Origin of the sequence: Geofilum rhodophaeum, assembly GCF_002210225.1 — a bacterium.
GTDB classification, from domain to species: domain Bacteria; phylum Bacteroidota; class Bacteroidia; order Bacteroidales; family Marinilabiliaceae; genus Geofilum; species Geofilum rhodophaeum.
The window spans coordinates 138,226-164,516 of record NZ_MWUJ01000009.1 but is presented as its reverse complement, the minus strand read 5'-3'; the positions used below and the strand labels follow the sequence as shown (position 1 = coordinate 164,516).

At 50.9% G+C, this 26,291-nt stretch carries 24 protein-coding genes; 14 read left to right on the top strand and 10 right to left on the bottom strand.

The window, feature by feature from the left end; genetic code table 11:
- Positions 1-125: 125 nt before the first annotated feature.
- The 3 genes from B4W65_RS10280 (at position 126) to B4W65_RS10270 (ending at position 2,494) form a co-directional block, all read left to right on the top strand.
- On the top strand, positions 126-1,397 hold the full coding sequence (locus B4W65_RS10280) for a S28 family serine protease (protein WP_240509543.1): 1,272 nt from the start codon (positions 126-128) through the stop codon (positions 1,395-1,397).
- A 48-nt stretch (positions 1,398-1,445) separates the two neighbouring features.
- A complete protein-coding gene (locus tag B4W65_RS10275) occupies positions 1,446-1,742 on the top strand; it encodes a hypothetical protein (protein WP_088655065.1) in 297 nt (98 codons plus the stop codon).
- Positions 1,743-1,819: 77 nt separating this feature from the next.
- Positions 1,820-2,494, top strand: a complete 675-nt coding sequence (locus tag B4W65_RS10270) for an energy transducer TonB (RefSeq protein WP_158522829.1) — start codon at positions 1,820-1,822, stop codon at positions 2,492-2,494.
- On the opposite strand, the gene B4W65_RS10265 is transcribed toward B4W65_RS10270, so the two are convergent.
- Complete coding sequence (locus B4W65_RS10265; protein ID WP_088655063.1) at positions 2,491-4,650, bottom strand: ATP-binding protein; 2,160 nt, start codon at positions 4,648-4,650, stop codon at positions 2,491-2,493. The genes B4W65_RS10270 and B4W65_RS10265 overlap by 4 nt on opposite strands.
- A gap of 220 nt (positions 4,651-4,870) precedes the next feature.
- Between B4W65_RS10265 and argS the strand changes: the two genes are divergently transcribed.
- The 4 genes from argS (at position 4,871) to B4W65_RS10245 (ending at position 8,748) form a co-directional block, all read left to right on the top strand.
- Positions 4,871-6,667 (top strand): arginine--tRNA ligase, encoded by a 1,797-nt coding sequence (gene argS, locus B4W65_RS10260; protein WP_088655062.1) that lies wholly within the window; start codon positions 4,871-4,873, stop codon positions 6,665-6,667.
- Between the two features lie 93 nt (positions 6,668-6,760).
- Entirely contained in the window at positions 6,761-7,975 is a 1,215-nt protein-coding gene (locus tag B4W65_RS10255) for a PepSY-associated TM helix domain-containing protein (RefSeq protein ID WP_088655061.1), read from the top strand.
- A gap of 250 nt (positions 7,976-8,225) precedes the next feature.
- The gene (locus tag B4W65_RS10250; RefSeq protein WP_088655060.1) at positions 8,226-8,462 is read left to right on the top strand and encodes a hypothetical protein; all 237 of its coding nucleotides are present in this window, start codon (positions 8,226-8,228) and stop codon (positions 8,460-8,462) included.
- Positions 8,452-8,748, top strand: coding sequence for a type II toxin-antitoxin system RelE/ParE family toxin (locus tag B4W65_RS10245; RefSeq protein WP_088655059.1), 297 nt, complete (start codon positions 8,452-8,454; stop codon positions 8,746-8,748). The genes B4W65_RS10250 and B4W65_RS10245 overlap by 11 nt, the downstream gene beginning before the upstream one ends.
- Before the next feature lie 31 nt (positions 8,749-8,779).
- Here the strand turns inward: B4W65_RS10245 and B4W65_RS10240 are convergent, their stop codons facing one another.
- On the bottom strand, positions 8,780-11,203 hold the full coding sequence (locus B4W65_RS10240; RefSeq protein ID WP_088655058.1) for a TonB-dependent receptor: 2,424 nt from the start codon (positions 11,201-11,203) through the stop codon (positions 8,780-8,782).
- Positions 11,204-11,384: 181 nt separating this feature from the next.
- Between B4W65_RS10240 and ileS the strand changes: the two genes are divergently transcribed.
- Genes ileS through B4W65_RS10225 form a run of 3 tightly spaced genes read left to right on the top strand, consistent with a single transcriptional unit; the run spans position 11,385 to position 15,862 of the window.
- On the top strand, positions 11,385-14,804 hold the full coding sequence (ileS, locus tag B4W65_RS10235) for an isoleucine--tRNA ligase (protein ID WP_088655057.1): 3,420 nt from the start codon (positions 11,385-11,387) through the stop codon (positions 14,802-14,804).
- 30 nt (positions 14,805-14,834) lie between these two features.
- A complete protein-coding gene (locus B4W65_RS10230; RefSeq protein ID WP_088655056.1) occupies positions 14,835-15,212 on the top strand; it encodes a TraR/DksA family transcriptional regulator in 378 nt (125 codons plus the stop codon).
- 8 nt (positions 15,213-15,220) lie between these two features.
- Positions 15,221-15,862, top strand: coding sequence for a lipoprotein signal peptidase (locus B4W65_RS10225; RefSeq protein WP_088655055.1), 642 nt, complete (start codon positions 15,221-15,223; stop codon positions 15,860-15,862).
- A gap of 141 nt (positions 15,863-16,003) precedes the next feature.
- Here B4W65_RS10225 and B4W65_RS10220 read toward each other — a convergent pair whose 3' ends face one another.
- Positions 16,004-18,130, bottom strand: a complete 2,127-nt coding sequence (locus tag B4W65_RS10220) for an HD family phosphohydrolase (protein WP_088655054.1) — start codon at positions 18,128-18,130, stop codon at positions 16,004-16,006.
- Positions 18,131-18,291: 161 nt separating this feature from the next.
- On the opposite strand from B4W65_RS10220, the gene B4W65_RS10215 reads away from it, so the two are divergent.
- On the top strand, positions 18,292-19,077 hold the full coding sequence (locus B4W65_RS10215) for a C40 family peptidase (protein WP_240509542.1): 786 nt from the start codon (positions 18,292-18,294) through the stop codon (positions 19,075-19,077).
- A gap of 4 nt (positions 19,078-19,081) precedes the next feature.
- Positions 19,082-19,537, top strand: a complete 456-nt coding sequence (locus B4W65_RS10210) for an NUDIX domain-containing protein (RefSeq protein WP_088655053.1) — start codon at positions 19,082-19,084, stop codon at positions 19,535-19,537.
- On the opposite strand, the gene B4W65_RS10205 is transcribed toward B4W65_RS10210, so the two are convergent.
- From B4W65_RS10205 to B4W65_RS10180, 6 genes are all read right to left on the bottom strand, one after another.
- Positions 19,505-20,143, bottom strand: coding sequence for a WbqC family protein (locus B4W65_RS10205; protein ID WP_088655052.1), 639 nt, complete (start codon positions 20,141-20,143; stop codon positions 19,505-19,507). The genes B4W65_RS10210 and B4W65_RS10205 overlap by 33 nt on opposite strands.
- Positions 20,118-20,441, bottom strand: a complete 324-nt coding sequence (locus B4W65_RS10200; protein ID WP_158522828.1) for a LapA family protein — start codon at positions 20,439-20,441, stop codon at positions 20,118-20,120. Before B4W65_RS10200 ends, B4W65_RS10205 begins: the two co-directional genes overlap by 26 nt.
- 115 nt (positions 20,442-20,556) lie before the next feature.
- A complete protein-coding gene (locus B4W65_RS10195; RefSeq protein WP_088655050.1) occupies positions 20,557-21,531 on the bottom strand; it encodes a carbohydrate kinase family protein in 975 nt (324 codons plus the stop codon).
- A 1-nt stretch (position 21,532) separates the two neighbouring features.
- Positions 21,533-22,075, bottom strand: a complete 543-nt coding sequence (locus B4W65_RS10190) for a hydrolase (protein ID WP_088655049.1) — start codon at positions 22,073-22,075, stop codon at positions 21,533-21,535.
- A gap of 92 nt (positions 22,076-22,167) precedes the next feature.
- Positions 22,168-23,697, bottom strand: coding sequence for a phosphohexomutase domain-containing protein (locus tag B4W65_RS10185; RefSeq protein WP_088655048.1), 1,530 nt, complete (start codon positions 23,695-23,697; stop codon positions 22,168-22,170).
- A gap of 4 nt (positions 23,698-23,701) precedes the next feature.
- Positions 23,702-24,319 carry an SIS domain-containing protein gene (locus B4W65_RS10180; RefSeq protein ID WP_088655047.1) on the bottom strand — a complete coding sequence of 206 codons (618 nt, stop codon included), beginning with the start codon at positions 24,317-24,319 and terminating at the stop codon, positions 23,702-23,704.
- A gap of 132 nt (positions 24,320-24,451) precedes the next feature.
- Between B4W65_RS10180 and B4W65_RS10175 the strand changes: the two genes are divergently transcribed.
- Complete coding sequence (locus B4W65_RS10175; protein WP_088655081.1) at positions 24,452-24,862, top strand: secondary thiamine-phosphate synthase enzyme YjbQ; 411 nt, start codon at positions 24,452-24,454, stop codon at positions 24,860-24,862.
- Between the two features lie 5 nt (positions 24,863-24,867).
- Here the strand turns inward: B4W65_RS10175 and B4W65_RS10170 are convergent, their stop codons facing one another.
- Positions 24,868-25,551 (bottom strand): HAD family hydrolase, encoded by a 684-nt coding sequence (locus B4W65_RS10170; protein ID WP_088655046.1) that lies wholly within the window; start codon positions 25,549-25,551, stop codon positions 24,868-24,870.
- Between the two features lie 63 nt (positions 25,552-25,614).
- Here B4W65_RS10170 and B4W65_RS10165 point away from each other — a divergent pair, with 63 nt between their 5' ends.
- The gene (locus B4W65_RS10165; RefSeq protein ID WP_240509541.1) at positions 25,615-26,283 is read left to right on the top strand and encodes a B3/B4 domain-containing protein; all 669 of its coding nucleotides are present in this window, start codon (positions 25,615-25,617) and stop codon (positions 26,281-26,283) included.
- Positions 26,284-26,291: the final 8 nt, after the last annotated feature.

Sequence of the window (26,291 nt, the reverse complement as noted above, 5' to 3'; positions counted from 1 at the left end):
AATAATCGGCGCGTCAAAGTTAGCCCCAATTATAGGGAAGATAGCACTTTTTTGACTATTATTACAGTGCAGGCAGCAAAAAAAGTGGACTGGTCTGTTTAATGAAATTAAGAATGAGGTTTAATATGCGGATATTGTGTTTGTTGCTGCTTCCGTTGTTGCTGGGTGCTTGTGCCTTTCAGCGCACCACGGTGCTTGATTTGCAGCAAAAGGAGCCGGAGGGCATACGCTTGGAGGTGTTGGCGGGAGAATCCGGTGGCGAACAGCATTTTTTAGTCTGGTTTAAACAGCCGCTGGACCACAATAACCCAAAGGCAGGCAGCTTTTGGCAGCGGGTGTGGTGGAGCCATAAGGACGAGGATGCCCCTGTGGTGTTGGTGACAGAAGGCTATAGTGCTCCAGCCTTGTACCGGTCCGAATTAGCGACCCTTTTGGATGCCAACCAACTGGTGGTAGAGCACCGCTTTTTTGGCGCATCGGTGCCCGATTCTCTTCCCTGGGATTTGCTTACGGTAGAGCAGGCCGCCAGGGATCAGCAGCGTATTGCAGCTTTTTTTAAGCGTATGTACCGGGGCAACTGGGTAAGTACGGGCATCAGTAAGGGCGGGCAGGCTGCCTTGGTGCACCGGGCCTTGTTTCCGCGTCAGGTAGCGGCTACAGTCTGCTATGTAGCCCCATTTAATTATGAACAGGAAGATGTGCGCCTCCAAACCTTTTTTAAGGAGGTGGGCGATGCAGATACAAGGGAAAGGATTGCAGCCTTTCAGAAGGAGGTTTTGCAGCGGCGCAGTGAGGTGTTTCCTTATTTTGAAGCCTGGGTGGCGGAGCGGGAGTTGACTTTTAGCCTGGATCTGGAGCAGGTTTTTGAATTGGCGGTTTTGGAGTATCCTTTTAGTTTTTGGCAGTGGGGTGTGCCCCCGGCTGAAATACCCTCAGAGGGAGCCAGTGGTCTGGCTTTGTTCGAGCATTTGTACCGGGGTATTGATTTCAGTTATTTCTCGGAACAGGATGCCTTGGCTGTGGGTCCGTTTTTTTATCAGGCCTATCGAGAGTTGGGTTATTATGCCTACGACGCTGCGGCACTATTGCCCTGGTTAAAGCATTTCGATACGCCCGTGGTCAGCAATGCTTTTATGGTACCCGAGGCGGCCGGAATGCCGGTGTTTGATCGCAGTATGTTGCGTCGTGTTGAGGAGCGCCTGCGCCGAAAAGATCCGGCTGTACTGCATATTGTTGGGGCCAGGGATCCCTGGAGTGCTACGGCTTTTGATGTAGAAGGGTTGAAAAACAGTGTGCGGATTATTGATCCGGAGGGCAGCCACCTGACCCGTATTCAAACTCTGCCCGAGGATTTGCGCCAGCGGGTCTTGCTTTGGTTGGAAGACAATCTGCAATAATTGTATTATCTTTGTGCTGTTTAAGATAAATCTCTAAATTTTGAGCTTATGGCAAGTGTTAGAACCCTTAAGAAGGATATAAACTTTTTGACTTCAGAACTGGTTACTCAGGCCTACCTGAATCAATTGATTTTTAATAAAATTTCGGACGATGCTTTGGTGGAGCACATTACCAAGGCGGTAGATTTTCGCAATAATTTTGTGGAAAGAGCCAATCATCCCGACGGAAAGGACAATGCCAAGCTGGTGAAAGCCTATTACCGTACTCTGCGCAAGGAAATGGTAGAGGAGTTTGGTGTTTTGTACGAGGCCTTGGCTCAGCAATTGAAGGAAAGCGCCCAATAAACCGGGTGGCGTGAATGTTTTTTCTAAAGGGCTGGGCGCTTAGGCGAACAGTCCTTTATTTTTTTCAGAAGAGGCCTATGAATCGCGTTATATTACAGAAAACCGGAAAGCTCCGGGTGCAGCTGGTCGTTTTGCTGGGGGCCCTCTTCCTTTTGCTGGTGGCGGCATCACCACCTATCGAGTTGCGGACTTCGCGAACCATGAAGGGGCAATTGAATTGCAGTTATCATGTATTGAAGTCGGACACCGCCGTACTCCATGGGCCCTATGCCCTTTATTACAAGTCGCACCTGGTAGAGGCCGGGCGTTATACCCATGGCCAGCGTACCGGGGTGTGGACTTTCTTAAATTTGGGAAAGGTGTTGGAGTTTAAGTACGACTACGATGCCGATTCGATTGTTTTGGTAGCCGGATACGAAGAACAAAGGGCGCTTGCCCAAAATTCTGATTGTATGTTTTTAGGCAGTTCGCTGGTGCCTTATGCCCATTTGACCTCGCTCGTTGGTTATCCTGTAGCCGCTTATGAGGGGGATATTGAGGGGGTGGTGGACCTGTATTTGGATATCTCCGAAGAGGGAGAGATCCTGCGCCGCTATGTTGGTCCCGGCGCTCCGGCTGAGCTCGGCAGGGCTGTTTTGGAAGCATCCCGCTTGTTGCCGGAGGATTGGCGCTGGTTGCCCCAAAGGGTCAACGGTAAAAAGCTGCGCAGCCTTTACCGCATAAGTATTCACTTTGAGTTGAAGCACCATTAGTTTTGATGGAAGACGGTGCTCAGGATGTTCATGGAGCTGAGTTCCTTCTCTTCCACAATGTTGAGCAGGATGGGGATATTGACCGGTGTACGTATCACATCGTCCAGTCCCATGGCCACCAGTCGCTCCTTTCGCTTGCTGTCCAGTTGTCCCGCTACCCCAATAATTTTGGCTTTGGGATTGATGCCGTGAATCTTGGGCAGCAGCTCTTGCCAGAAGGGCAATAAATCAACGGCTACCAAAATAAAGCGAATGTTGTTCGACAGCATCATGGCCTTCATTTCCTGGGCGTTTTGTGCCCAAAACACCTGATAATTTACCGGCTTGGAATTGTGGTTGAGGTCCAGATAAATTTCCTGATCGGGCGCTATGACCATGATTTTCTGAAGCATGGTGGTGGGTCCGGAAGATACCTGCAGGAAGGGCGAGCCTTGGGGGAAGAGGAGGTCGGGCAGTACAAAGCGGAATTCCGATCCCTGTCCCGTCTCGGAAATGACCCACTGGTGTCCGCCCAGGAACTGAATCAGGCGTGCCGCCATGGATAAGCCCAGTCCCATCCCGCTGAATTCCCTGGAATTGCTGTCGTTGCCCTGCCGAAACTTTTCAAAGACTTGCTGGTGCTTATCGGCAGGTATGCCCACTCCGGTGTCGCGGATGTAAAACTCGTAGAGCTGGGGTGCTTTGGAGCGAATGCCCATTTCAATGACCCCTTTTTGAGTGAATTTAATGCTGTTGCTCAAAAACACCTTGAGTATTTGTTTCAGGCGAATTCGATCACTGGCAATGCCGTTGCGTTGAATTTCGGGAGGCAATTCAAAAAAGAGCTTGACTTCATTGGTGTTTTGGCTTTCTTCGAGCCAAAACTCGTGCAATTGGTGAAACAGGGTTTCGAAATTGCATATTTCGACCTTCAGTTGTACCAGACCGGCCTCTATTTTAGAAAAGTCGATCATGTTGTTGATCTGGTTCAGCAACTCTTTGCCGCTTTGGCGAATCAGACGAATAAATTCCTTTCGTTCCTTGGCATTGATGTCGGGCTCGGCCAGCAATTCAGCAAAACCCAGAATGGAGTTCATGGGGGTGCGGACTTCGTGCGAGAGATTGGCCAAAAAGGAGCTTTTGAGGCGATCGCTTTCTTCCGATTTTATCTTATACTCGTCCAGTTCTTTTTTCTTTTCGATGGCCTCGCTCAGGTCGCTGATCAGATAAAGCAGCGCCGATTGGCCCTGATATTTTATGCTGGTAACACGGACTTCGGCAGGCAGGGCTTTGCCGCTAAGGGGGTAAATGATGGTTTTATAACTGATGTGGCGTTCCTTCACGAGGTAGGCCTGCCCCGAGGAGGCGGGACTGTCGGGAGAGGAGGCAAAATAGCTGTCCATGTTTTGTGTGGCAAGACTTTCGCAGTCGGCCCCCAAAAGGGAGCAGGCGGCCTTGTTGGCCCGTAGTATTTTTCCCTGACTGTTTTCGATGAGCAGCGGGAGAGGTGTTTGGTCAAGGATATCCTGCAAGGGATCCTCCTCGCTTTGAGGCTCGAAGTTGGGGGTGGGTTGGGGATGGGCGGGCGACTGGGATGGTGCTGGTTCTTCGGCTTGCCTGTGTGGATGCAGGGTCAGCAGTTGTTCTGCAGCGTGTCCCTTTTCGGCCGAGAGCGTCAGCAGCTGAAGGCAGTAATTGTCGCGGGTGTTGGGACTGAAAAAGGGCATTTTACTTTGAAAGGGGGCTGTAGCGGGGTTGGCAAAAGCTTGCGAAAGCGGTTCGGCCAGTTGGGCCGGAAGCAGGTTGAATATTTTTAGTTCGTGCAGATTTTCGGGGGTTGAGCCAAATACCCGGGCAAAGTGGGTGTTGACTTTCAACAGGTGTCCGCCCTCATCGCAAAGTGCGGTAGGCGTGGGGTGCTTATCGATGAGTGCCCAGGCACTGTCCGATGCACTTGCTAATGCATGTTCCTGTGCAGGCCGTTCTTCCTCCGCAGCAACACTTTTTTGTCGCTTCAGATTAGCCCGGTGGTTGATCACCAGAAATACCGACATCAACAGGCCCAAAGCGGCCACACCAAAACCCAGCCACAGGGCCGAGTGGTAAGAAAGAGCGGCACTGCTGCCTTGCATTACCACCAGGTTCAGATATAAAGCGGAGAGCAGATTCATCCACATAGTACTTGGTCTATATTACAATTGAACACTTACGTAAGATGGGCCGTGTGGTTACAGCTTAAACTAAATATACGTTAATTTTTGTGCTTGCGTGCCATTATTTGTTAATTTTTGCTGCTTTTGTGATGAGTGAACGTGCTTTGAGGATATGTGGCGGGCTTATTAACGGTCGATTGGATAGATTTTTTATCTTTGCAGGGTTAAAAAATAAGCTAAGGTCATGACCATCGAACAACAGTTAAGAGCTGCGGCTCTGGAAGCGATAAAAGAGCTTTACGGAGCTCAACTGGAGGAGAAAATGCTTCAGGTTCAACTCACCCGTAAGGACCAAAATGGGGATTTCACCATTGTGGTGTTTCCTTTGTTGAAGGTTTCGAAAAAGAAGCCCGAAGAAACGGGAGAGGACCTGGGCCGATTTATTCAGGAGAAGTTGCCTTTGGTGGTTGGTTTTGAGGTGGTTAAAGGTTTTCTGAACCTGAGTCTCTCGCCCAACTTTTGGGTGGAGCGGCTGAATGAGTTGGCTGTGAATGCCGATTTTGGCATGCAGCCGGCGTCGGCTGATGCCCCCTTGATGATGATCGAGTATTCTTCTCCCAACACCAATAAGCCCCTTCACCTGGGGCACATTCGTAACAATTTGTTGGGTTTTTCCCTCTCACGCATTGCGGCGGCCAACGGCTATCGGGTGGTAAAGACCAATATTGTGAACGACCGGGGCATCCACATTTGCAAGTCGATGCTGGCCTGGCAGAAGTGGGGACAGGGTGCTACTCCGGAGTCGACCGGAAAAAAGGGCGACCATTTGGTGGGCGATTTTTATGTGCTTTTTGATCAGCATTACAAGGCAGAGCTGAAGGAGCTTACGGAGCAGAAAGGCATGAGCAAGGAGGAGGCGGAAAAGGCGTCGACTTTGATGGCGGAGGCCCGTGAGATGCTGCTCAAGTGGGAGGCTGGCGATAAGGAGGTGGTTGCTTTGTGGAAGACGATGAATGCCTGGGTTTATGCTGGGTTTGACGTGACTTACAAAAAGCTGGGTGTTGATTTTGATAAGATTTATTACGAGTCGGATACCTACTCGGTGGGGCGCGACATGGTGTTGGAGGGCTTGGAAAAAGGGCTGTTTAACCGACGCGACGACGGCAGTGTGTGGGCCGATTTGAGTGCCCAGGGCCTGGATGAGAAGCTTTTGTTGCGCAGCGACGGGACTTCGGTGTATATGACGCAGGATATTGGTACGGCCAAGTTGCGTTTCGACGACTACAATATTGATAAAATGGTGTATGTGGTCGGTAATGAGCAGGATTATCACTTTAAGGTTTTGTCGCTTCTGCTTGATCGTTTGGGCTTTGACTGGGGGCGCGACTTGGTGCATTTTAGTTACGGCATGGTGGAGCTGCCTGAGGGTAAAATGAAATCGCGCGAGGGCACTGTGGTGGATGCCGACGACTTGATGGAAGAAATGGTGGCTACTGCCCGCGATATGGCCCGGGAGTTGGGTAAGCTGGATGGCTACAGCGACGAGGAGGCCGAGGAGGTTTACCGTATGGTGGCCCTGGGTGCCCTTAAGTACTTTATGCTGAAAGTCGATCCGCGTAAAAATATGACTTTTAATCCTGCTGAGAGCATCGATTTTAACGGCAATACCGGTCCCTTCATCCAGTACACCCACGCCCGCATTCGCTCCATCTTCCGCAAGGCGGAGGAAAAAGGTATTGCCTGGAAGGGCTCGGCGCCTGTTGGTTTGGTTTTGAACGAAAAGGAAAACAATCTGATTCGCTCGCTGGTCAGTTTCCCAAATGTGGTGAGAGAGGCAGGTGCGGCTTTTAGTCCCGCCATTATTGCCAACTACATTTACGATCTGGCTAAGGAGTACAATCAGTTTTACCACGATAACCCCATTCTTTTTGAGGAAGATGCACGGGTGCGCGATCTGCGTTTAACGCTTTGTCACGCCGTAGCCCAAGTCATTAAAAAAGGCATGTGGCTGCTGGGTGCCGGCGTGCCCGATCGTATGTAAAGCCATGGTTTTGCGGTGTAAAAACCGCCAGTTTTAGGGATTTTATCCATAGTCTTTGCCCGCTATTTTTGCTGTTCTAATAACTTATTTATTATGGCTGGAAAAAATAGAGGACCGTGGACGGTGATAAAATCCTTTTTATTTTGGTTGCATAAGTGGCTGGGACTGGCCAGTGCCTTGGTGTTGACGGTGGTGTGCCTGAGTGGTACGGTTTATGTTTTTCGCAATGAGGTGGTGGAGCTGCTGAACCCGTCGGCTTTTAAGGTAGAGGTGCCCGATACTGAGGCGCCTTTGTCGCTGGAAGCACTGATTGCGAAGGTGAGCGAAGCAAGTGGTGCCCGGCCCCGTTCGGTCACCCTGGATCCGCGGGCGGACCGCAGTTGGACTTTTAATGTGCAGCGCGAAGGGGATGGCCGCAGGGGGAGCAATCTGTATGTAAATCCCTATACGGGCGAAGTGCTGCCTTCTGATCATTTACGGGGAAACGACTTCTTCTTCTGGGTGTTTCGTCTTCATCGCTGGCTGCTGCTCGACACTTCGGTGGGTCGACCCATTGTAGGCTGGTCTACCGTTATTATGCTTTTGTTGATTGTAACGGGACTGGTGGTTTGGCTGCCAAAAAAATGGGGAAAATTGAAACAAAGGTTGGTGGTGCACTGGCGGGGAGGTAAGCGCCGCTTTACTTTTGATTTGCACAGCACACTTGGTTTTTACTCTGCCATTCTGCTTTTTGTGATGGCTTTTACGGGCCTGTTTTGGTCCTTCGACTGGTCGCGCCAGCTTATTTACACGGTACTGAAGGTGGAGGCCCCGCAAAGAGGGGGGAGTCAGGCTGCCCCGCAAAGGGGAGCGGGGCTGGACCGCAATCAAGGCAAGCTGGCGCTGGCGTCCGACAGCGTGCAGGGACTGGAGGGGGCTGTGCCGGTGAGTTTTCTGACTTATGCAGAGTTGCTGGCGAAAGCTGACAGTGTGTTGCCTTACAAAGGAGTCTATCGATTAACACTGCCGTCACCCGATGCAGCGTCTTTCCAGCTTAGCAAGTCGCACAGTGGTTTCTTCGCCTACTCGGGCAGCGATCAGCTGGAGCTTTCGCGGACGGACGGTGCGGTGCGCGCTCTCGAGTTGTTTCGTGATAAGCCCCTCAACGAGCAGTTGGCCGCCTCCATAAAACCTTTGCACACAGGAGAAATATTTGGGACTTTCTCTAAAATATTGTATTTCATAGCCTGCCTTATCGCTTCTTCCTTGCCCATTACGGGTTTTATTTTGTGGTGGTGGAAGCAGGTTAAAGGGCGTAAAAAGGCCTAAACGCTGCCGAATAACTGTTCTGGTACGATTACGGAGCCAGAATGTATGACCCCAGTTTGGGGAGGTTTGAGAAAGGCAGGTTAAGATAAGTATGGTACTTGGCCGGCCATAAATATGTAAGTTTAACCGAACGGTGCCAGTTAAATAATCTGGATAATCTTCAAAAGAAACTTGAAAAGCTGCATCCCTTAAATTCAAGAAAATATGAATATTAATCGTTAAATTTGCAGGAGATAAAACAATAAATGCTATGAATCTTCAAGCAAGAAAACTGGAATTGGTTCAGATGATATTAAATACTGACCAACCAAATTTATTGGAAAAGGTCAGCCAAATACTCAAACAGGAGAAAGAGGATGAATGGTGGGATGAATTGCCTATATCTGTTCAGCAAGCCATTGAAGTAGGGATTAAGGAAGCTGACAGAGGAGAGACTACTCCTCATGAAGAAGTTATGAAAGAAGTTCGCTTAAGATATGGCATTTGAAATGGAAATAGCCTGGTCAAATCAAGCACGAAAAGAACTGGACTACCTTCATGAAAACTGGGGGCTAAATGAAGTGAAAAACTTTGTGGATAAGACAGAGGAAGTTCTCGGGGTTATTAAAAAACATCCTAAAACTTTTGTTGAATCCCCTCGAAAAAGAAATGTTCGAAAAGGCTTTGTTACTAAGCACAATAGCTTGTTTTATAAAGTTAAACCTTACAAGAAGGAAATAATCTTACTTACATTTTGGGACAATCGACAAAACCCCAAGAAACTCAAATATTAATTCCCGCCGCACAAGACCCGGAATCGGAGACTTAAAATTTCACCGACAGCTTGAGGTTGATGCGTCGTGCAGTCAGGTAGTTGGGCACGGCAAACTGACCGTTGTTGATGTCGGTCACCCAATAATAGGAGATGGTGTTGCTGATGTTGGGCAGGTTAAACACTTCCAGACCCAGCCACATATTTTTTAGTCCCCATGCCCTGGGCTGGGCCCAGCGACTCATCAAGTCGTACGAAAAGCCCAAATCTACCCGCCGATAGGGGGGCATGCGCAGGGTGGCCTGGTAGCGGGGGGCACGGGGTGCCCCAAAGGGCAGTCCCGATCCGTACAAAAAGCTCAGATGCACTTTAAAGTCGGGATTGTTGGGCAGGTAGTCCTGAAAAAAGAGGGAGAAATTGACCCGCTGATCCGACGGTCGCGGGGTATAGCCTGGTTCCCCGGCGCGTTCGGGGTCGCTCCACTGGTCGTTGAGCAAATCTTCTTCGGTCTTTAAAAAGGACAGGGTGGCCCAGCTCTCTTCTCCCGGCACCAGTTCGCCGTTGATTTTAAAATCGATGCCCGCCGCGTAACCCTTGGCTTCATTTTCGCCGCTGTAAACAATGCGCACATTGTTTACCTGGTAGGGAATGAGGCGGTCCATGTGCTTGTAGTAGACTTCTGTGGTGAATTTAAAGGGCCGCTCCCAGCGTTCGAAATAGTAATCGTAACCGGCAACAAGGTGAATGGAGCGCTGGGCTTTGACGCTGGGGTTGAGGCTGCCGTCGGGTCGCCGCATTTCTTTAAAAAAGGGCGGTTGGTGATAATAGCCGCCGGAAAGCCGGTAGCGGCGGTGGCCCTGTGTGGGCAGGTAGCTGAGCAGGAGGCGGGGACTCAGGGTGAAGTCTTCGTTGAAGGAGAAATAGCTGGCCCGCAGTCCCGCATCAAGCAAAAGTTGTCCCTGTCCGAGCTCCCAGGACGACTGATTGTGGAAATAGGCCAGTATGCGGTGGTTGGCCAGGTTGTGCTGCGCATTTTTGGTGTAGGCCAGTTGAATGTTGCTGCCGGTGTAGGGGATGGTGTAACCGGCCGAATCAATCATTTCCCACTCGTTTACCCGGTCCTTAAAGACTTCGTTGCGGTATTGGAGTCCCCATGCGGAGGTGCTGCGCCTTGTGCTGTGCTTGCCTTCGAGGTGCAGGGCATTAACGATGCCCAACAAGTCGTTACGGGCGTGTTGCAGGTATTCACCCACCCCAATCAAGTCGTTGGCTTCCTCGTTATTCGGGTCCTGCACTTCGCGCAGCCAGTAGGCTCCGGCTATGTCGTAGGTTTCTTCTTCGAAGGTGCGAAAACCGGTGTAGGTGAGGCGGTAGCTTTGGTGGGAACTTACCTGAAAGTGGGTGCTGAAGGAGCCGTAGCCGGTCTGGAAGCGGTCCTCTTCTTTGCCGGCAAAGTAAATGCGCAACTGTTTGATGTCCTGTGTGGTGCCAAAAGTGGTTTCACGGTCCTCCGGCTCAAAGGCATAGCTGTTGAGCGAATAGTAACCGAGGACTTCAAAATGCAGGCGGGGACTGGCCCGATAGGTCAGGTAGGCCTGTATGTCGGAGAAGTCGGGCCGGTAACTGCCTTTCTCGTCGAGGGTGCCCAGCAGATAGCGGTTGGTTTTGTAGCGGGCTCCGGTGATCCAGGTGAGGCGCTGCTGCAGGGCGGCGCCTTCGAGGTGGGCATTGGCACCGAGTATTCCCAGTGAAGCGCTGCCTGCCGATTCTTGGGGGCGCTTGTATTGGATGTCGAGGACCGAACTCATTTTGTCGCCATAGGCGGCGCTGAATCCTCCGGCTGAGAACTCCACGGCATCGGTCAGGTCGGGGTTCACAAAACTGAGGCCCTCTTGCTGCCCGCTGTGGAGCAGAAAGGGCCGGTACACTTCCTGGCCGTTGACGTACACCAGGTTTTCGTCGAAGTTGCCTCCGCGAACGCGGTATTGACTGCTGAGCTCGTTGTTGGCGGCTACGCCCATCTGTGAGCGAACGATGCCCTCTATGCCATGGCCCCCTGCCGATGGGAGGTTCTGCAGATGTGCCGCATCCAGGCGTTGGTTGTGGGTGCTGCCGAGTCGCCGTGCCCGCACGTCGACTTGTTGAATGTTCTGGGTATCTTCCTCCAGCTTTATCTGCAAGCTGCCATCCGGTGCCTGCTGCAGCACCAGCTCGCGACGGTGGTAGCCCAGGGCACTGATGCGTAGGGTCATGGGGAATTTTCCATCGAGGGGCAGCAGAAAGTGTCCTGTGCTGTCGCTTACACTGCCGTAGCCCGATGGCTGGGCCAGGATGTGGGCTTGTATAACAGGCTGGTTGTTGGTGTCGGTAATTTTTCCCCGTAGGAGGGGGCGGGTGGACTGACCGGCCACATGGCCGGCTGTGCCGATGAAGAACATCAAAGCGGTAATCAGAAAAATGCTGTGTCGTTTCATCATAATTGCTTACGCTCGGGGGAATGCAAAAATAGGATTTTCTATGGTATTAACTGGTTTCCGGCATTTTTATTGTAAGTTGCTTTTGTGGGGTGCTTATATAGTGGTTTTGTCCTTGCTTTTCCACGCTCCAAGCTCTATATTTGTACGTTTTTTAAAAAAGCATAAATAACGACCGCACATCATGAGTAAGAAATTTCCTGAATACAAGGGGCTTGATCTTTCGGCCATCAACAAATCGGTGTTGAAGCTGTGGGAAGGAGAGGGCACTTTTGAGCAGAGTCTTAAGGCACGTGAGGGACAGCCCTCCTTCATTTTTTTTGAGGGACCGCCCTCGGCCAATGGAATGCCGGGTATTCACCACGTTATGGCCCGTACCATTAAGGATGTGATTTGTCGTTACAAAACCCAAAAAGGCTTTCAGGTGCACCGCAAAGCCGGCTGGGATACCCACGGTTTGCCCGTTGAGTTGGGTGTAGAGAAGTCGCTGGGCATTACCAAGGAAGATATTGGTAAGCGCATTTCGGTGGCCGAATACAATCAGGCTTGTCGCAAGGATGTGATGAAGTACACCGATATGTGGGAGGACCTGACCGAGAAGATGGGTTACTGGGTGGATATGGAACACCCCTACATTACTTACGACAATCGTTATATTGAGACCCTTTGGTGGATGCTGAAGGAGCTTTATAAGAAAGGCCTTTTGTACAAGGGTTATACCATTCAGCCCTTTTCACCTGCTGCCGGAACGGGCCTGAGTACGCATGAGCTGAACCAGCCGGGTTGTTACAAAGATGTGAAGGACACCACTTGTACGGCGCAGTTTAAGGTGGTTAGGGACGAGACTTCGGACTTTTTGTATGCGGATTGCGATACGGAAGTTTATTTTCTGGCATGGACCACGACGCCGTGGACCCTGCCCTCGAATACTGCTTTGGCGGTAGGGCCGTCTGTGACTTATGTGCGGGTACGTACTTTTAATCCTTACACCGGTGAGCCGGTAACCGTGGTGCTGGCTAAGGACCTGGTGGGGGCTTATTTCAATGAAAAAAATGCCGACCTGGATCTGGATGCTTACCAGGCAGGAGATAAGAAATTACCTTTTAAGGTGCTGGATGAGTTTTCGGGCAGCACGCTGACCGGCGTGCGCTATGAGCAGCTGATTCCCTGGATTCAACCCGATGGGGATGCCTTTAGGGTAATTCCGGGCGACTATGTGACCACCGAAGACGGTACCGGTATTGTGCATATTGCGCCGACTTTTGGTGCCGACGATGACCGGGTGGCTAAGGTGGCGGGCATTGCGCCCCTTGTTTTGATGGATAGGGAGGGCAAGCGCCAGCCGATGGTCGATCGCAGCGGAAAATTTTTCCTGATTAAGGATTTGGACGACGCCTTTGTTAAGCAGTTTGTTGACGTTAAAGCCTACAGCGAGTTTGCCGGTCGTTTTGTTAAGAATGCCTACGATGCGAGTCTCAGCGACGAGGATGCCACTCTGGATGTGGACTTGTCGGTGATGTTGAAAAAAGAGAACAAGGCCTTTAGGGTTGAAAAGCATGTACACAATTATCCGCACTGTTGGCGTACCGATAAGCCGGTGTTGTACTATCCGCTCGACAGTTGGTTTGTAAAGACCACGGCTATGCGGGAGCGCATGATGGAGCTGAACAACACCATCAACTGGAAACCGGAAAGTACGGGTACGGGGCGTTTTGGCAAGTGGTTGGAGAACTTGGTGGACTGGAACCTGAGTCGCTCCCGCTATTGGGGAACGCCGCTGCCGGTTTGGCGCAGCGAGGACGGCAGTGCCGAAGTGTGTATCGGCTCGGTGGAAGAGTTGATGCAGGAGGTGGATAAGGCCGTGAAGGCCGGGGTGATGGACAAACATCCCTTCCCCGATTTTAAGCCGGGTGATTTCAGCTCAGCCAATTACGATAAAATTGATTTGCACCGTCCTTTTGTGGACGATATCATCTTGGTGTCGGAAGACGGCAAGCCCATGTATCGGGAGCTGGACCTGATTGATGTCTGGTTCGATTCGGGTGCCATGCCTTATGCGCAGATGCACTATCCTTTCGAGAATAAGGACAGCCTGCCTTTCCCGGCCGATTTTATTGCTGAGGGGGTGGACCAAACGCGAGGCTGGTTCTTTACCCTGCACGCGCTGGGTACCATGTTGTTTGATTCGGTGGCCTTTAAGAATATCATCTCCAACGGTTTGGTGCTCGATAAAAAGGGCAACAAGATGTCGAAGCGTCTGGGTAATGCCGTGGATCCCTTTAAGGTGATTGAGGACTATGGTTCGGATCCGCTGCGTTGGTACATGATGACCAATGCGCAGCCCTGGGACAATCTGAAGTTCGACCTTTCAGGGGTGGATGAGGTGAAGCGCAAGTTTTTTGGTACCCTTTACAATACTTATTCCTTCTTTTCGCTTTACGCCAATGTGGATGGCTTTAAAGGAACCGAAGCGCAGGTTCCGGTCGCCGAGCGACCGGAAATTGACCGTTGGGTGATTTCCTTGCTCAACACCCTGGTGAAGGATGTGCATGCGGCCTACGATCAGTATGAGCCTACCCGGGCGGGTCGTGCCATTCAGGATTTCGTGACCGAAAACCTGAGTAATTGGTACGTACGACTGAATCGGAAGCGTTTTTGGGGAGGGGCCTTTAATCAGGATAAGCTGGCGGCCTACCAAACCTTGCATCAGTGTCTGGAGACTGTAGCGCTGTTGGCTGCGCCCATTGCGCCTTTTTATATGGAGCAGTTGTACCGCGACTTGCAACCAGAGGGGCAGACCGCTTCGGTGCATTTGGCTTTGATGCCTGAGGTTGTGGAGACTTTGATTGATAAGGGCCTGGAGGAGCGTATGGCCTATGCCCAGCAGATTTCCTCTATGGTATTGGCCCTGCGTCGTAAGGTAAGCATTAAGGTGCGTCAGCCCTTGCAGAAGATCATGGTCCCTATTTTGGATGCCCGCTTTGAGGCCCAGTTGGAAGCGGTGAAGGATTTGATTTTGAATGAGGTGAATGTGAAGGAGTTGGAGTACCTGAAAGAAAGTACGGGTGTTCTGGTAAAAACCATTAAACCAAACTTCAAGTCGCTGGGTCCAAAGTACAGCAAACTGATGAAGCCGATTGCCGCGGCTATTGGTGCAATGACTGCCGAAGATATAGCGGCTTTTGAAAGTGCTGGTTCTTTTTCCGTGGAGGTAAATGGGGAGAAGCTCCAGTTGTTGCCCGAGGATGTGGAAATCATCAGTGAGGACATTCCCGGCTGGCTGGTGGCCAATGAAGGACGGATTACGGTGGCACTGGATATTACCATTAGTGAGGACTTACGTCAGGAAGGTTATGCCCGTGAATTGGTTAACCGTATTCAGAATTTGCGTAAGGACAGTGGCTTGGATGTTACCGATAAAATCCGTTTGCAAATTCAGCGGCATGCCGCACTGGATGCTGCGGTTGAAAAGCACAGGACTTACATCAGCAGTCAGACCCTGGCCGACGACCTTCAGCTGGTGGATACTTGTAACGAATCGGGGGCCATCAGCGTAGAACTGGAATCCGAACTGGAAACAATTATTGCGATTGAGAAACTTTAATATGTTGTATTGACCCATAACTGACTAACTATGAGCGAAAAAACCAGATACTCCGAAGAGGAGTTGCAGGAGTTCAAGGACATAATTCTGAAAAAGCTGGAAAAGGCCAAGAGGGATTACGAATTGCTCAAGAATACCATTACCCTGGAAGATGGTAACGATACTCAGGATACTTCACCCACTTTTAAAGTTCTGGAAGAGGGAGCCGCAGTTTTGTCGAAAGAGGAAGCCGGCAAGCTGGCTCAGCGACAGCAGAAATTTATTCAGCATTTGCAGGCGGCTTTGGTACGCATTGAAAATAAGACCTATGGGGTTTGTCGTGAGACGGGTAAGTTGATTCCTAAGGAGCGCTTACGTGCCGTACCGCATGCCACTTTGAGTATAGATGCCAAACGTAACCAGAAATAGTACAGCGGATGACGAAATTACAGAAGGCCTTGTTGATAAGTGGTTTGATTCTCCTGGTGGACCAAGTGCTCAAGATTTGGATTAAAACCAACATGATGCTGGGGGAGGAGTACCGTATTTTTGACTGGTTTATCATTCATTTTGTAGAGAACAACGGCATGGCCTTTGGCATGGAGCTGGCCGGTGAGTATGGGAAAATGTTTTTGAGTATCTTCCGAATTGTGGCCGTGGGCGGAATAGCCTGGTATTTGTACACTTTGGCCCAAAAGGATGCCCCTTTGGGACTCATTGTTAGTGTAAGTATGGTTATGGCGGGCGCTTTGGGCAACATCATCGACAGCGCTTTTTATGGCATGTTGTTCGATGCCAGTTACGGCAGAGTGGCGACCTTTTTACCGGAGGGTGGTGGCTACGCCACCTTTTTGCATGGTAAGGTGGTCGATATGTTTTACTTTCCTTTGTTTTCTGGTACTTATCCGGAGTGGATTCCAAGAATCGGTGGAAACAACTTTACTTTTTTTCGGCCGGTTTTTAATATAGCGGATGCTTCTATTTCTGTGGGGATTGGCATCTTGCTGGTTTTTCAGAAACGCTTTTTTCCGGAAGGGGAGATGTTGGTCGGCGGAGCCGAGAAGGACGAGGAGGCGTAGCCTCGATCGGGACTTCAGTCCCGTTACCTATCCGTGCCCCATGGGGGCACACCGCTTCCTCTTAATCATGGCCCGGGGTTTCAACCCCGGGTGACTAAAGTCCACGGCCATGGTGCATCCATGCACCATGGCATAATGGTTCTATTTCTTTAACTCCGGATATTCGATGCGGGCGTGGTAGATGTTTTTGAGCTTTTGTTTGAAGATGTCTTTTACTTCGGAGATTTCTTTGAAGGTGATGGGGGCGTTGATGAATTGGTTTTCAGCGATGTGGTGGTTGATGATGTTTTCTACGAGGCGGTCGATGTCGTCGTCGGTATAGGTTTTGAGACTGCGTGAGGCGGCTTCCACCGAGTCGGCCATCATCAATACAGCCATTTCTTTGGTGAAGGGGGTGGGACCGGGATAGGTAAAGAGGGTTACGTCTATTTCTTTATCGGGATTTTGATTCATGTAGGAGTTGTAGAAATATAGGGTTTTGAGGGTGCCGTGATGGGTGGCGATGAAGTCTATAATTTGTCGCGGCAGTTTTTCCTTTTGTGCCATTTTTATGCCGCTTTCTACGTGATGAATAATGATTTGGGCACTTTCTTCGTAGGGCAGGTGGTCGTGGGGATTGAGTCCGTTGGCCTGGTTTTCGGTAAAATACATGGGGGAGCCCAGTTTGCCAATGTCGTGGTACATGGCACCGGCTCTTACGAGCAGGGGGTTGCCGCCTATTTTGTAAACGGCTTCCTGAGCCAGATTGCCGACCTGAATGGAGTGCTGGAAAGTGCCGGGGGCTTTTTCTGCCAGGCGGCGAAGTACGGGGTGGTTGGTGTCGGCCAACTCAACCAGGGTGACATCGGACAAAAAGCCGAACAGTTTTTCGAAGATGTAAATTAAGGGGTACACCAGGAGGAGGAGACCTCCATTAATGATGAACTGGATGTACATGTTGTAGTCGATGCGACTGATGTCGCCCTCCTGCCACAAAGCCAGTCCGGTGTACAGCAGCGAATAGGTCAGGATAATGAGGATGGCTGCGCGCACCAGTTGAGAGCGGCGCACCATGCGGTAGAGACTGAACATGGCGGTGAGTCCCGCCGGTATTTGAATAATGACAAATTCGAAGCTGTTGCGGGCGAAGAGGGCTGCGAGCAATACGGTACTTACATGCAGGAAAAAGGCCAGACGCGAATCGAAAAATATACGTATGATGATGGGCAGGATGGCAAAGGGAATGATGTAAATGTTGAAGGCCTCGGCCTTGAACGACAGTTGGGCCAGACTGACCATGGCCACAACCATAAGCAGTAAGAAGAGTACGGAGGACAGTTTCCCGTACACATCTTTACGGAAAAAGTAAAGGAAGAAGAATATGATTAGAAAGAGGAGGGCCACCAGGAGGGTTTGTCCCAAAATGATGAAGTACTGACTAACGCCTTTACCCAGACTGGCTTCGTATTGAAGTTTCAGAGAGTCCAGAATTTTTGCGGTTTCATCGTTGATGAGTTCACCGGTGTCGATGATGCGCTGACCAGCAATCACAACGCCGCTGGTGAGACTCAGATTGCTGAGTGCTTGATTCTTTTCCTGTTCGGTGCGTTCTTCTTCGTAGTTCAGGTTGTTATCGAGAAAACGGTTCAATTGTAAATCGCTGATGAGGGCTTCGGCGGTTTCCCGCTGAAGCTCGCTGCGGCTGCCCAGGTAGCGTATGAGCTCGTCGCTCAGATAACGATAGGCTGTGGTATAGGTGTAGAATTCACTAAGTTCGTAGGGTTCGGCAAAGTTGTCTTTTACCAGCATCAAGACCATGGCATCGGGGCGCTCGTGGTACTCCTCGGGCAGTAAAATAATGCCTTTGTCGTACACTTCTTGCAGCAGTTTTCGGGTTTGTACCCGAAGTCCTGAAAACAAGGCATATTCTGAATTGCCTGGAAGGGGCGCACTAAGAAAGGGATAGGCGTTGAGCAACTGTGCTTTTTGTTGCCCTATTTCCTGATCGAAGCGTTTGATTTGTTCTTCAGCTTGTTGTTTTTGAAAGCTGAAATAGGGTTTGAAGTTGCTCAGGGCTTGTTCGCGTTCGGTTTTCAGTTCGGCCTGAGTTTTGTATATGGGAAAATCGAAGGGTGCAATGAGGGTGCTGTGTCGCCAGGGTTTGCCCTTGGTGTACTCGAACATAAATTTGCCCTGTCGGGGAAAGATGTAGATGACCAGTGCCACGGCAGCAGCAAAAAGCAGGATCCGGTTGATGGATTTGGAATATTTGCGTATGGTATCAATCATAAGGCTTTGGTATGCGTGTGTGATTGCAAAGGTATCAATTAGTTGAGAATAATTGTCGCTGAATTGGGGCAGAAGAAGGTTTTTGTGAGGGCTTTCTGTCCCTTTTAAGATGGGGAGTGACTTCTTTTGGCTATATTTAACTGTTTAATTGTAGAGCGCTTATGATGGAGAGCAAGCAAGGATCGATCAGTCCCTTTAGCCTTATTCCGGTACGCCGCGAACCTTCGGAGGCGGCCGAGCTGGAGACTCAGATTTTATTTGGGGAGGTGTTTTATCTCTTGGAGCAGATTAAAGGATGGTGCAGGGTTCGACTTGATTTTGATGGTTATGAGGGCTGGGTAGATGAGAAATATTGGCTTCCCAGCAGTGAAAAGACCATTGAGAGTTGGATGCGTGAGCCGGATTATGTGGTGACTTTGCCCTTTATTAAATTGATTCGGGAGCCGTATAAATCGGTGCAGTTGATTTCTGCCGGCAGTCGGCTTAGCTTCAACGGCGAGGATCGTAACGCTTTTGTTATCGGAAATCGGGAGTTTTATTTGCAAGGGGCTGTGCCTGAGCGAAAACCCGATGTGGTGGAAGTGGCAAAAGGTTTTATTAATACGCCCTATCTTTGGGGCGGACGTAGTTTTTTTGGCATCGACTGTTCGGGACTTACCCAGGTTGTTTATAAAACCATGGGGGAAGTCTTACCCAGAAATGCCTCGCAGCAAATGGACTGCGGCAGGGAGATTGCTTTTGTGGAGGAATCCAAGGCGGGTGATTTGGCTTTCTTTGAAAATGAAGAGGGGCGTATAGTTCACGTTGGTCTTTGCCTCGGTTCGGGCCGCATCATCCACGCCAGTGGGGAGGTGCGTATCGATCATTTGGACCATCAAGGCATTTTTTGTCGCGAACGTCAAAAATACACCCATCACTTACGGGTGATTAAAAGAATAATGGACTAGACATATGTACAGTTATGCTTATCCCAGACCGTCGGTTACGGCCGATGTTGTTTTGTTGGCCGGGAGCGGTGAAGACTTTTTTATTTTGCTGATTCAACGTGCTGCCGATCCTTATAAGGGCTGTTGGGCCTTGCCGGGCGGTTTTGTAGATCAGGATGAGGATTTGGAGGCGGCTGCCCGTCGGGAGTTGTTGGAGGAAACGGGCCTGGAAGTAGACTCCCTTGTACAAGTGGGCGCCTTTGGCAAACCCGGGCGTGATCCCAGGGGGCATACGGTTACCGTGGCCTATGCCACGGTATGGCCTTCCGTGGTGGAGGCCCGGGCCGGCGATGATGCCAGGGAGGCGCAATGGTTTTCTTTGCGTGCTTTGCCCGAGCTGGCTTTTGATCATGACGCCATCATTGCCGCTGCTTTGGAGCGCCTGGCTTTAGGTCAGGAGGCTGTCGCGCAGCACCAGTAAAGATTCCGGTCCCTTGTTAAAGAGCAGGTCAAGGATACTCAGATTGGGTACAAAGGGCTTGTCCCATCCAAATACCTGTCGGTAGGATTGCGGTTTAAAAAAGCTGTCTTCTTTAAAATCCAGCTTGGGATGAATTTGATTTCTAAGATCCAGGGCATCGGGATATTCGGTATGGTATTGTGTGGTTTGCCTGAGTGGGGTAGCGATGTCGCAGGCTGCCATGGTTAGCTCCAGGGCGCTCTGATTCAAATCGAGGAGGTATTTCCATTTTCCCGAAAACAGGGGTTCCAGTTCGTCTTTGTAGTACAGATAGTAGGGGGAGGAGTTGTAGGCCGCCTCAATGGACTTCCAGTGAATTTGGTGCCAGGGTGTATCGTAGGATAGGCGTACGTCCTTCAGGGGCACCTGCTTGCCCTTCGGTTTTACCACCGGTACACTGAGGGTGAGGGGACCGTTGGCGCCGTAAAGGAGGTAGCGATTGCGGTAGCTCTGACGTTCGTAACGGTCAAAAACCTCGATGCAGGCCTCGCTGGCTGCTTCGAGGTGCACGAAATACTGAACCGGCGGAAAGAGTGCGGAACTAAAAATCCTTTGGGGATACGTCATGTTCAGGATTGCTGGGGGATTTTTTTGTGTTCTTGTCTTTTTCTTTTAAGGTTTCGCTGGCATCGCTTTTTGCTTTGGTAGGCTTGGGCAGAAATTTGTTGTAGGCATAAAGGGCCCCAATCACCAGTCCTGTAATAAAAGTGCCGATGAGCAGAATCGAGAGGGAAACATTAACCGGAAACCAGAGTACTTGTACTTCAATGATTCCGGCGTTCTGTACCGAAAAAATGGCCAGCAAAATGGCCAGGGCAATGAAGAACCAGAAGGATATCTGGATTTTCTTTTTCATTTCAGTCATGATAATGGGTTTAAAAGGAGTTTGCACTAATTCCCCACAAGGTAAACAGTTTTTTTTATATAGGAAGGAGCTGTTTGTGCAATTTATCACAATGGGCCCAACTGCTTTCCAGGTTCTAAATGTGGCCAGACAAGTGCTTTGTAAGGTAGGTCTTGATGGCCTCATCTATCCGATGCTTGAAATCTGCCGCCACATAATTGTCGCTCAGTTGGCAGACTTCTGTGGCAAAAACTGTAGCCGAAGCGATGATGCCGGCCCATTGGTCGTTCGACAGCCCTCCTTCCAACTCCTTTTTACCGATACGCCCCGACAGCAAACCGTGGATGATGCCCGCGTTGAAATTGTCGCCGGCGCCTATGGTGCTCACTGCTTGTAAAGGTACAGCGGGGTACCAGGCAGCGCCGCTTGGCGTGCTCACATAACTGCCTTTGGCGTTGGCGGTGATGATGATGTGCTTGCTGAAACGGTGCAGGCGTTCGGCCACGTCCTCGACCCGCTGGAGCCCATAAATGTTTTGAAAGTCCTCATTGCTGCCCCTCACCACATCGGCAAGGGCAAAATTCTCTTCGAGAGCGGCTTGCATTTGCGCTCTTTTGTGTGCGTGGTGATTGCGGTAATTGGGATCGTAAACCAAGAGGGCACCCTCTGCCTTAGCCCTTTGCAAATATTTCAGCAGTTGGGGTCGAAATGCAGGATTGATGGAATAGAAGGAGCCAAAGGTGACGATATCGTCCGCCGCGAAGGGCGGCATTTCTTCGTGCAGGGTTTGGGCAGCATAATCCTTAAAAATTTCATATTCTGCATCGTTGTTCTCGTTGAGGAAGGCCAGGGCCAGTGGTGAGCGGGAGTCCTCGCGACGGTACAGGTAACGATCGGAGACCCCGTTCTTCAGCAGGAAGTCGTCAATGATATCGCCAATGCGGTCGTTCCCTATTTCACTAATGAGAAAGGGCTGATAGTCCATCCGTCCCAAAGAAACAATGGCATTGAGGGTGCTTCCACCGGCGGTGGCGCCGATGGGTTGCTTATTTTTAAAGATGACGTCCAGCAGGGCTTCTCCAATCCCGTAGATGGTTCTTCCTGTGTTCATATTACTTAACCAGTTTCGAAATGGTCTTAAAGGCTTCGCTGCCTGCCACACGGGTCAATTCAAAAAGCAGGGATTCGCAGCTGGTTACGGTAATGCCCTCTTGCAACATGCGCTGTATGGCTATCCGCTTATTTTCCGGGTTGCGTGAGCCCACACAGTCTTCCACCACTACCGGACGAAAACCTCTTTCCTTCAGGTCGAGGGCGGTTTGCAAGAGGCAAATGTGGGCCTCAATACCCGCAAGAATAATGGTTTTGCGGCCGCTTTGCTCCAGCTGCTCTTGAAAAGAAGGCTCGTCGCAGCAACTGAAGCTCATTTTTTCACTGTTGTTAACGCCATCGAGCAACTCGGCCAACTGGGGTATGGTAGCCCCCAATCCCTTACGGTATTGCTCGGTAATGTGCAGGGGGACCTGCAATACTTGTAATCCCTGAATCAAAATTCGGGTGTTTTGTGCCAGCTGCTCGTGCTGGTGAATGTGCGGAAACAAGCGTTCCTGAATATCTACAATTAAAGCCAGGGTGTCTTCCTTATGAATTCGCATACTTACTTATTGGTTGAGAGATTTATTGTTTTATTGTTTTGGTTTGTTGCTTTTGGGTTTTTGGTTGTTGGGGCCGTTCAGTCTACAGTACATCAGCACTTTACGCGCTTAAGGGCGGAGCTGTCCAAATGTTCATATACCGAAAAGAAGGTACGCAGCAGGTCCAACATCTCGTCCAGGGCTCCTGCTTCTTCGGCCTCCAAATTGAGCGGGAGAACCGGGTCGTGCAAGGACATCCGAAGTAAAAACCAGCCTTTTTTCAGCGGGGGACCGCATTGAATGCGCACACCTTCAAAATTGTCGGGTGCGATGTCCCAGCCGTGTCGGTTGCCCGCCAATATGCCCAGGTCGGTAATTATTTTTTCGCCATAGTCTTTAAAGTCACTTGTTTTAATGGTCAGGCGTACTTCACAGCTCTGCAAGGGTTGGGGTAGGTGCGTCAGTAAATCGGTCAGCTTTCGTCCTTGCTGACGGGCTTTGGCCATGCTGATGACCAGTTTTGTGGCCAAAAAGGCACCGTCGTCCAGGAAATGGTTTTCGCGCAAGGCCGCATGGCCGGAAGTTTCAATGGCCAGCCAGCAATCTTCTCCCTTTTCGTTAAGCCGTTTGGCTTCGTTGATGACGTTTTTATAGCCACGCTGATAGCGGTGGTGGCGACCTTTTAGGTGGTTGTTGATGAACCAGGAGAGTCCGTTGGAGGTCACTGAATCAGTAACCACCGTGGTTCCCGGGTGTTCATCGAGCACCACTGCCGCGATAAGGGCAATGAGTTCGTTGCGGTTGATGGCCTGACCGTTTTCTGCCACCAGGGCAGCCCGATCCACGTCCGTGTCGAAAATAATGCCCAGGTCGGCCCCGTTGTTTTTCACCTGACGCACCACCGAAGCCATGGCCAGCTCGTCCTCGGGGTTGGGAACATGGTTGGGGAACCGGCCGTCGGGCTCCAAAAACTGACTGGCTGAAACATCGGCGCCCAGGGGGGCCAATACCTGTGAGGCATAAAAGCCCCCTGCACCATTGCCGGCATCTACCACAATTTTGATGCCTTTGAGGGGTTCGTTGTAGTGGGTGGGGTGTTTTACCCCCTCACGAATCAGTTCCACAAAATGGGCGGCATAGGCCGACATGAAATCTACTTCCTTGATGCTGCCTGCTTTTGACCCAGGCAGCTCAGAGCCTTCCTCAGCCAGGGCCAACAGGTCGCTGATGTCCCTTTTCTCAAGTCCGCCCTCCGGTGTAAAAAACTTAATGCCGTTGCGGTTGAAGGGGAGGTGACTGGCGGTAAGCATGAGGGCGCCGTCGGCAGGCTCTTCAGCCTTTATGGTAGTCATGAACATGGCCGGGGTGGAGGCCAGACCGCAATCGAGGACTTCTACACCGCAACGCGACAGTTGCCGGCACAGGGCTGCACGCAAGTCGGGTCCCGACAGGCGGGAGTCCATACCCACAGCCAAACGCAGTTTTGTTTTGTTGCTTCGTTTTTGCAACCAGGCCACGAAGGCTTCACCCAGACGGGCCACTGTATCGGGAGTCAGATTAACATTTTCACCGCTGACCCCTTCGAGGGCAACGCCGCGGATGTCTGATCCGTTCTGCAGTGCTTTCCAGTTGAAGTTGCTCATGATGTTATTTATTTTCTCGACCAGCTGCCTCACGCGATTTGTCGCCCAGATAACCTCCGTGGTGACGTAAGGAGTAGTCGCGGTTAGTAAATCCAATTTTCTTCATCAACAGCACCACCAGTACATCGCCGATAACGGTCATGGTAGTTGTTGAGGTAGTGGGCGTTAAGCCCAGCGCACAGACCTCCGGGGGATTACCGGTAAATAAAGTGGCTTCTGCGGCCTGGGCCAACAGGGAGTCGGGGTTGCCCGTAATGACAATAAAACGAATGCCGGGTCGTAATCCACGTGCCAGCTCCACCAATTCGATGATCTCACGGGTCTTACCCGAATTGGAGATCAGTATCATGGTGTCGTTCTCCTGAATAACCCCCAGGTCGCCGTGCTGGGCTTCAGAGGGGTGCAGAAAAACGGCAGGGGTGCCGGTGCTGCTGAAGGTCGTTGCCATGTTTATGGCAATTTGGCCCGCCTTACCCATGCCACTGGTAATCAGTTTTCCCTTTTTCTGGTGCACCTGTTCCCACAGGATGTTCAGGGCTTTTTCAAATTCGGGGGTGACGGGTATGTTTTTGACTGCCTCTGCCTCAGTTTGCAGCAGTGTTTTGACGCTTTCCTGTATCATGAATGTAGTTGAACTGATTGTTTGGCTTGTGTGTTTATAAGGACAAATGTATCAAAAATAAGCAGAAGGCGGTCCAAACCAAAATTGTTTATCTTTGGTTGTATTGATGAAACGTGTTTGATTATTGAAGTCATGACAGAACAAAAGACACTTAGTTTGCCTCCTTACAAAAGGGGCTACCATTTAATTACCAGTCGCATCGAGGCAGAACTGCCCGCTTTGCCCCGAACGGGTATGCTGAATATTTTTATTCAGCACACTTCGGCTGCACTCTCGCTCAACGAAAATGCCGACCCTACCGTACGGGAGGATTTTGAAACCATTATGAACCGCCTGGTGCCCGAGAATCAACCGGATTACCGGCATACGCTGGAGGGGGCGGACGATATGCCGGCCCATGTGAAGGCTTCGTTGCTGGGCCCATCTTTGACGATTCCCATTAGAGACGGTCGTCTGGCTCTGGGAACCTGGCAGGGCATTTATTTGTGTGAGTTTCGCAACCATGGCGGCGCGCGCCGCCTGGTGCTTACGGTTTACAGCTGATGCTTCTACAACATCCCGGGCCATTCTTCCGCCAGGGCTTCGGTGCCCGGAAAAACCAGATTGGCGCCCGCGTGACTGAGGACTTCGGGTTTTAAAATTCCGGTGTTTACCGCAATGGTGAAGATGCCGGCCGCCCGGGCCGATTCTACGCCCAAGGGCGCATTTTCTACCACAAGGGCCTGGCTGGCCAAACATCCGGCCTTTTCCAGGGCCATAAGGTAGGGCTCCGGATCGGGCTTGCCCTTTTTAACATCGAAGCCACTGATGATGTTGTCGTCGGCAATGTGGTAATCGTTTTTAAGTCGACTCAGCAACATGGGCTGCTTAGAGCCGGTTACCACCACCACTTTTAGTCCCTTCGCCATCGTTTGGCGCAGCACGTCCTGCATGCCGGGCATCAAGGCCGCCTCGGGGGCTTCTTGCATCAACCGGGTTTTGTGGTCGTAAATTTCCTGAATGTCTCTTTCTGTGGCGCTGCGACTGCCGTACAACTCAAAGGCTTTGATGATGGTGGAGGGACCGGTGCGCCCTTCGTTCATGTAGGCATCGTAGGCCGGAAAGTCGATGCCTGCTGCTTTAAAACTCTCGACCCAGGTGTGGGCGTGGTTGGTCATGGAGTCGTACAAAACCCCGTCCATATCAAAAAAGACCGCTTTCAGGTCTTTGGGAAAAGCTGTTGTTTCAATCATGCCTGCAAAGATGGGAAAAAACCTTCGTTTTTGTTACTTTTGATTTTTCTAAACCTGTTTGTTTTGGAGATTACTGTTGACCAGGAAATGGCCGCGCGCTTTCCGGATTTGCTTTTGGGAACGGTGGAGGCCGAAGTGGTGGTGACGCCTGCTTCAGCTGCTTTTAATGCGGAAATGGAGGCGGTGGCAAGTCGCCTGGAAAAGGATTTGGATGCCGAGGCCATTCGCCGCCACCCGGTGGTGGCGGCTACCAAGAATGCCTACCGGCTTTTGGGCAAGGATCCCAATCGTTACCGGCCGGCTGCGGAGAGTCTGCTTCGTCGCATTGCCTCAGGCAAGGGTCTTTATCGGGTGAACAGCGTGGTGGATGTGCTTAACCGGGTGTCGGTGGAGACGGGTTTTTCCATTGGCGGCTACGATGCAGATAAGGTGGTGGGACAGGTGACCCTGGGTATTGGTGAAGCAGAGGAAGCCTACGTGGGCATTGGTCGCGGCGATGTGAACATCGAACGCTTACCGGTGTTTAGGGATGAAATTGGGGCTTTTGGTACTTCTACCAGCGATTCGGTCCGCACCATGGTGACGGAGCAAACGCGTCGTTTTTGGATGGTGCTGCCTGCTTTTGCAGGAGAGGCCGCTGAGTTGGAGGCTGCTTTGGAGCTGTGCGAGCGTTATTTGGTGGAATGGATTGGGCTTAAAGCCATTCGTATAGGGGTACAGGGACTGCGTTAGCGGAAGCG

Bases quoted from the DNA above. Each gene is read 5' to 3' on its own strand.
- B4W65_RS10170 (WP_088655046.1), bottom strand. From the start codon at position 25,551: ATGATTGAAACAACAGCTTTTCCCAAAGACCTGAAAGCGGTCTTTTTT.
- B4W65_RS10190 (WP_088655049.1), bottom strand. From the start codon at position 22,075: ATGCGAATTCATAAGGAAGACACCCTGGCTTTAATTGTAGATATTCAG.
- B4W65_RS10280 (WP_240509543.1), top strand. From the start codon at position 126: ATGCGGATATTGTGTTTGTTGCTGCTTCCGTTGTTGCTGGGTGCTTGT.
- B4W65_RS10245 (WP_088655059.1), top strand. From the start codon at position 8,452: ATGGCATTTGAAATGGAAATAGCCTGGTCAAATCAAGCACGAAAAGAA.
- B4W65_RS10275 (WP_088655065.1), top strand. From the start codon at position 1,446: ATGGCAAGTGTTAGAACCCTTAAGAAGGATATAAACTTTTTGACTTCA.
- B4W65_RS10270 (WP_158522829.1), top strand. From the start codon at position 1,820: ATGAATCGCGTTATATTACAGAAAACCGGAAAGCTCCGGGTGCAGCTG.
- B4W65_RS10240 (WP_088655058.1), bottom strand. From the start codon at position 11,203: ATGATGAAACGACACAGCATTTTTCTGATTACCGCTTTGATGTTCTTC.
- B4W65_RS10175 (WP_088655081.1), top strand. From the start codon at position 24,452: ATGACAGAACAAAAGACACTTAGTTTGCCTCCTTACAAAAGGGGCTAC.
- B4W65_RS10205 (WP_088655052.1), bottom strand. From the start codon at position 20,143: ATGACGTATCCCCAAAGGATTTTTAGTTCCGCACTCTTTCCGCCGGTT.
- B4W65_RS10215 (WP_240509542.1), top strand. From the start codon at position 18,292: ATGATGGAGAGCAAGCAAGGATCGATCAGTCCCTTTAGCCTTATTCCG.
- B4W65_RS10180 (WP_088655047.1), bottom strand. From the start codon at position 24,319: ATGATACAGGAAAGCGTCAAAACACTGCTGCAAACTGAGGCAGAGGCA.
- B4W65_RS10220 (WP_088655054.1), bottom strand. From the start codon at position 18,130: ATGATTGATACCATACGCAAATATTCCAAATCCATCAACCGGATCCTG.
- argS (WP_088655062.1), top strand. From the start codon at position 4,871: ATGACCATCGAACAACAGTTAAGAGCTGCGGCTCTGGAAGCGATAAAA.
- B4W65_RS10185 (WP_088655048.1), bottom strand. From the start codon at position 23,697: ATGAGCAACTTCAACTGGAAAGCACTGCAGAACGGATCAGACATCCGC.
- B4W65_RS10265 (WP_088655063.1), bottom strand. From the start codon at position 4,650: ATGTGGATGAATCTGCTCTCCGCTTTATATCTGAACCTGGTGGTAATG.
- ileS (WP_088655057.1), top strand. From the start codon at position 11,385: ATGAGTAAGAAATTTCCTGAATACAAGGGGCTTGATCTTTCGGCCATC.
- B4W65_RS10195 (WP_088655050.1), bottom strand. From the start codon at position 21,531: ATGAACACAGGAAGAACCATCTACGGGATTGGAGAAGCCCTGCTGGAC.
- B4W65_RS10200 (WP_158522828.1), bottom strand. From the start codon at position 20,441: ATGACTGAAATGAAAAAGAAAATCCAGATATCCTTCTGGTTCTTCATT.
- B4W65_RS10250 (WP_088655060.1), top strand. From the start codon at position 8,226: ATGAATCTTCAAGCAAGAAAACTGGAATTGGTTCAGATGATATTAAAT.
- B4W65_RS10225 (WP_088655055.1), top strand. From the start codon at position 15,221: ATGACGAAATTACAGAAGGCCTTGTTGATAAGTGGTTTGATTCTCCTG.
- B4W65_RS10210 (WP_088655053.1), top strand. From the start codon at position 19,082: ATGTACAGTTATGCTTATCCCAGACCGTCGGTTACGGCCGATGTTGTT.
- B4W65_RS10255 (WP_088655061.1), top strand. From the start codon at position 6,761: ATGGCTGGAAAAAATAGAGGACCGTGGACGGTGATAAAATCCTTTTTA.
- B4W65_RS10230 (WP_088655056.1), top strand. From the start codon at position 14,835: ATGAGCGAAAAAACCAGATACTCCGAAGAGGAGTTGCAGGAGTTCAAG.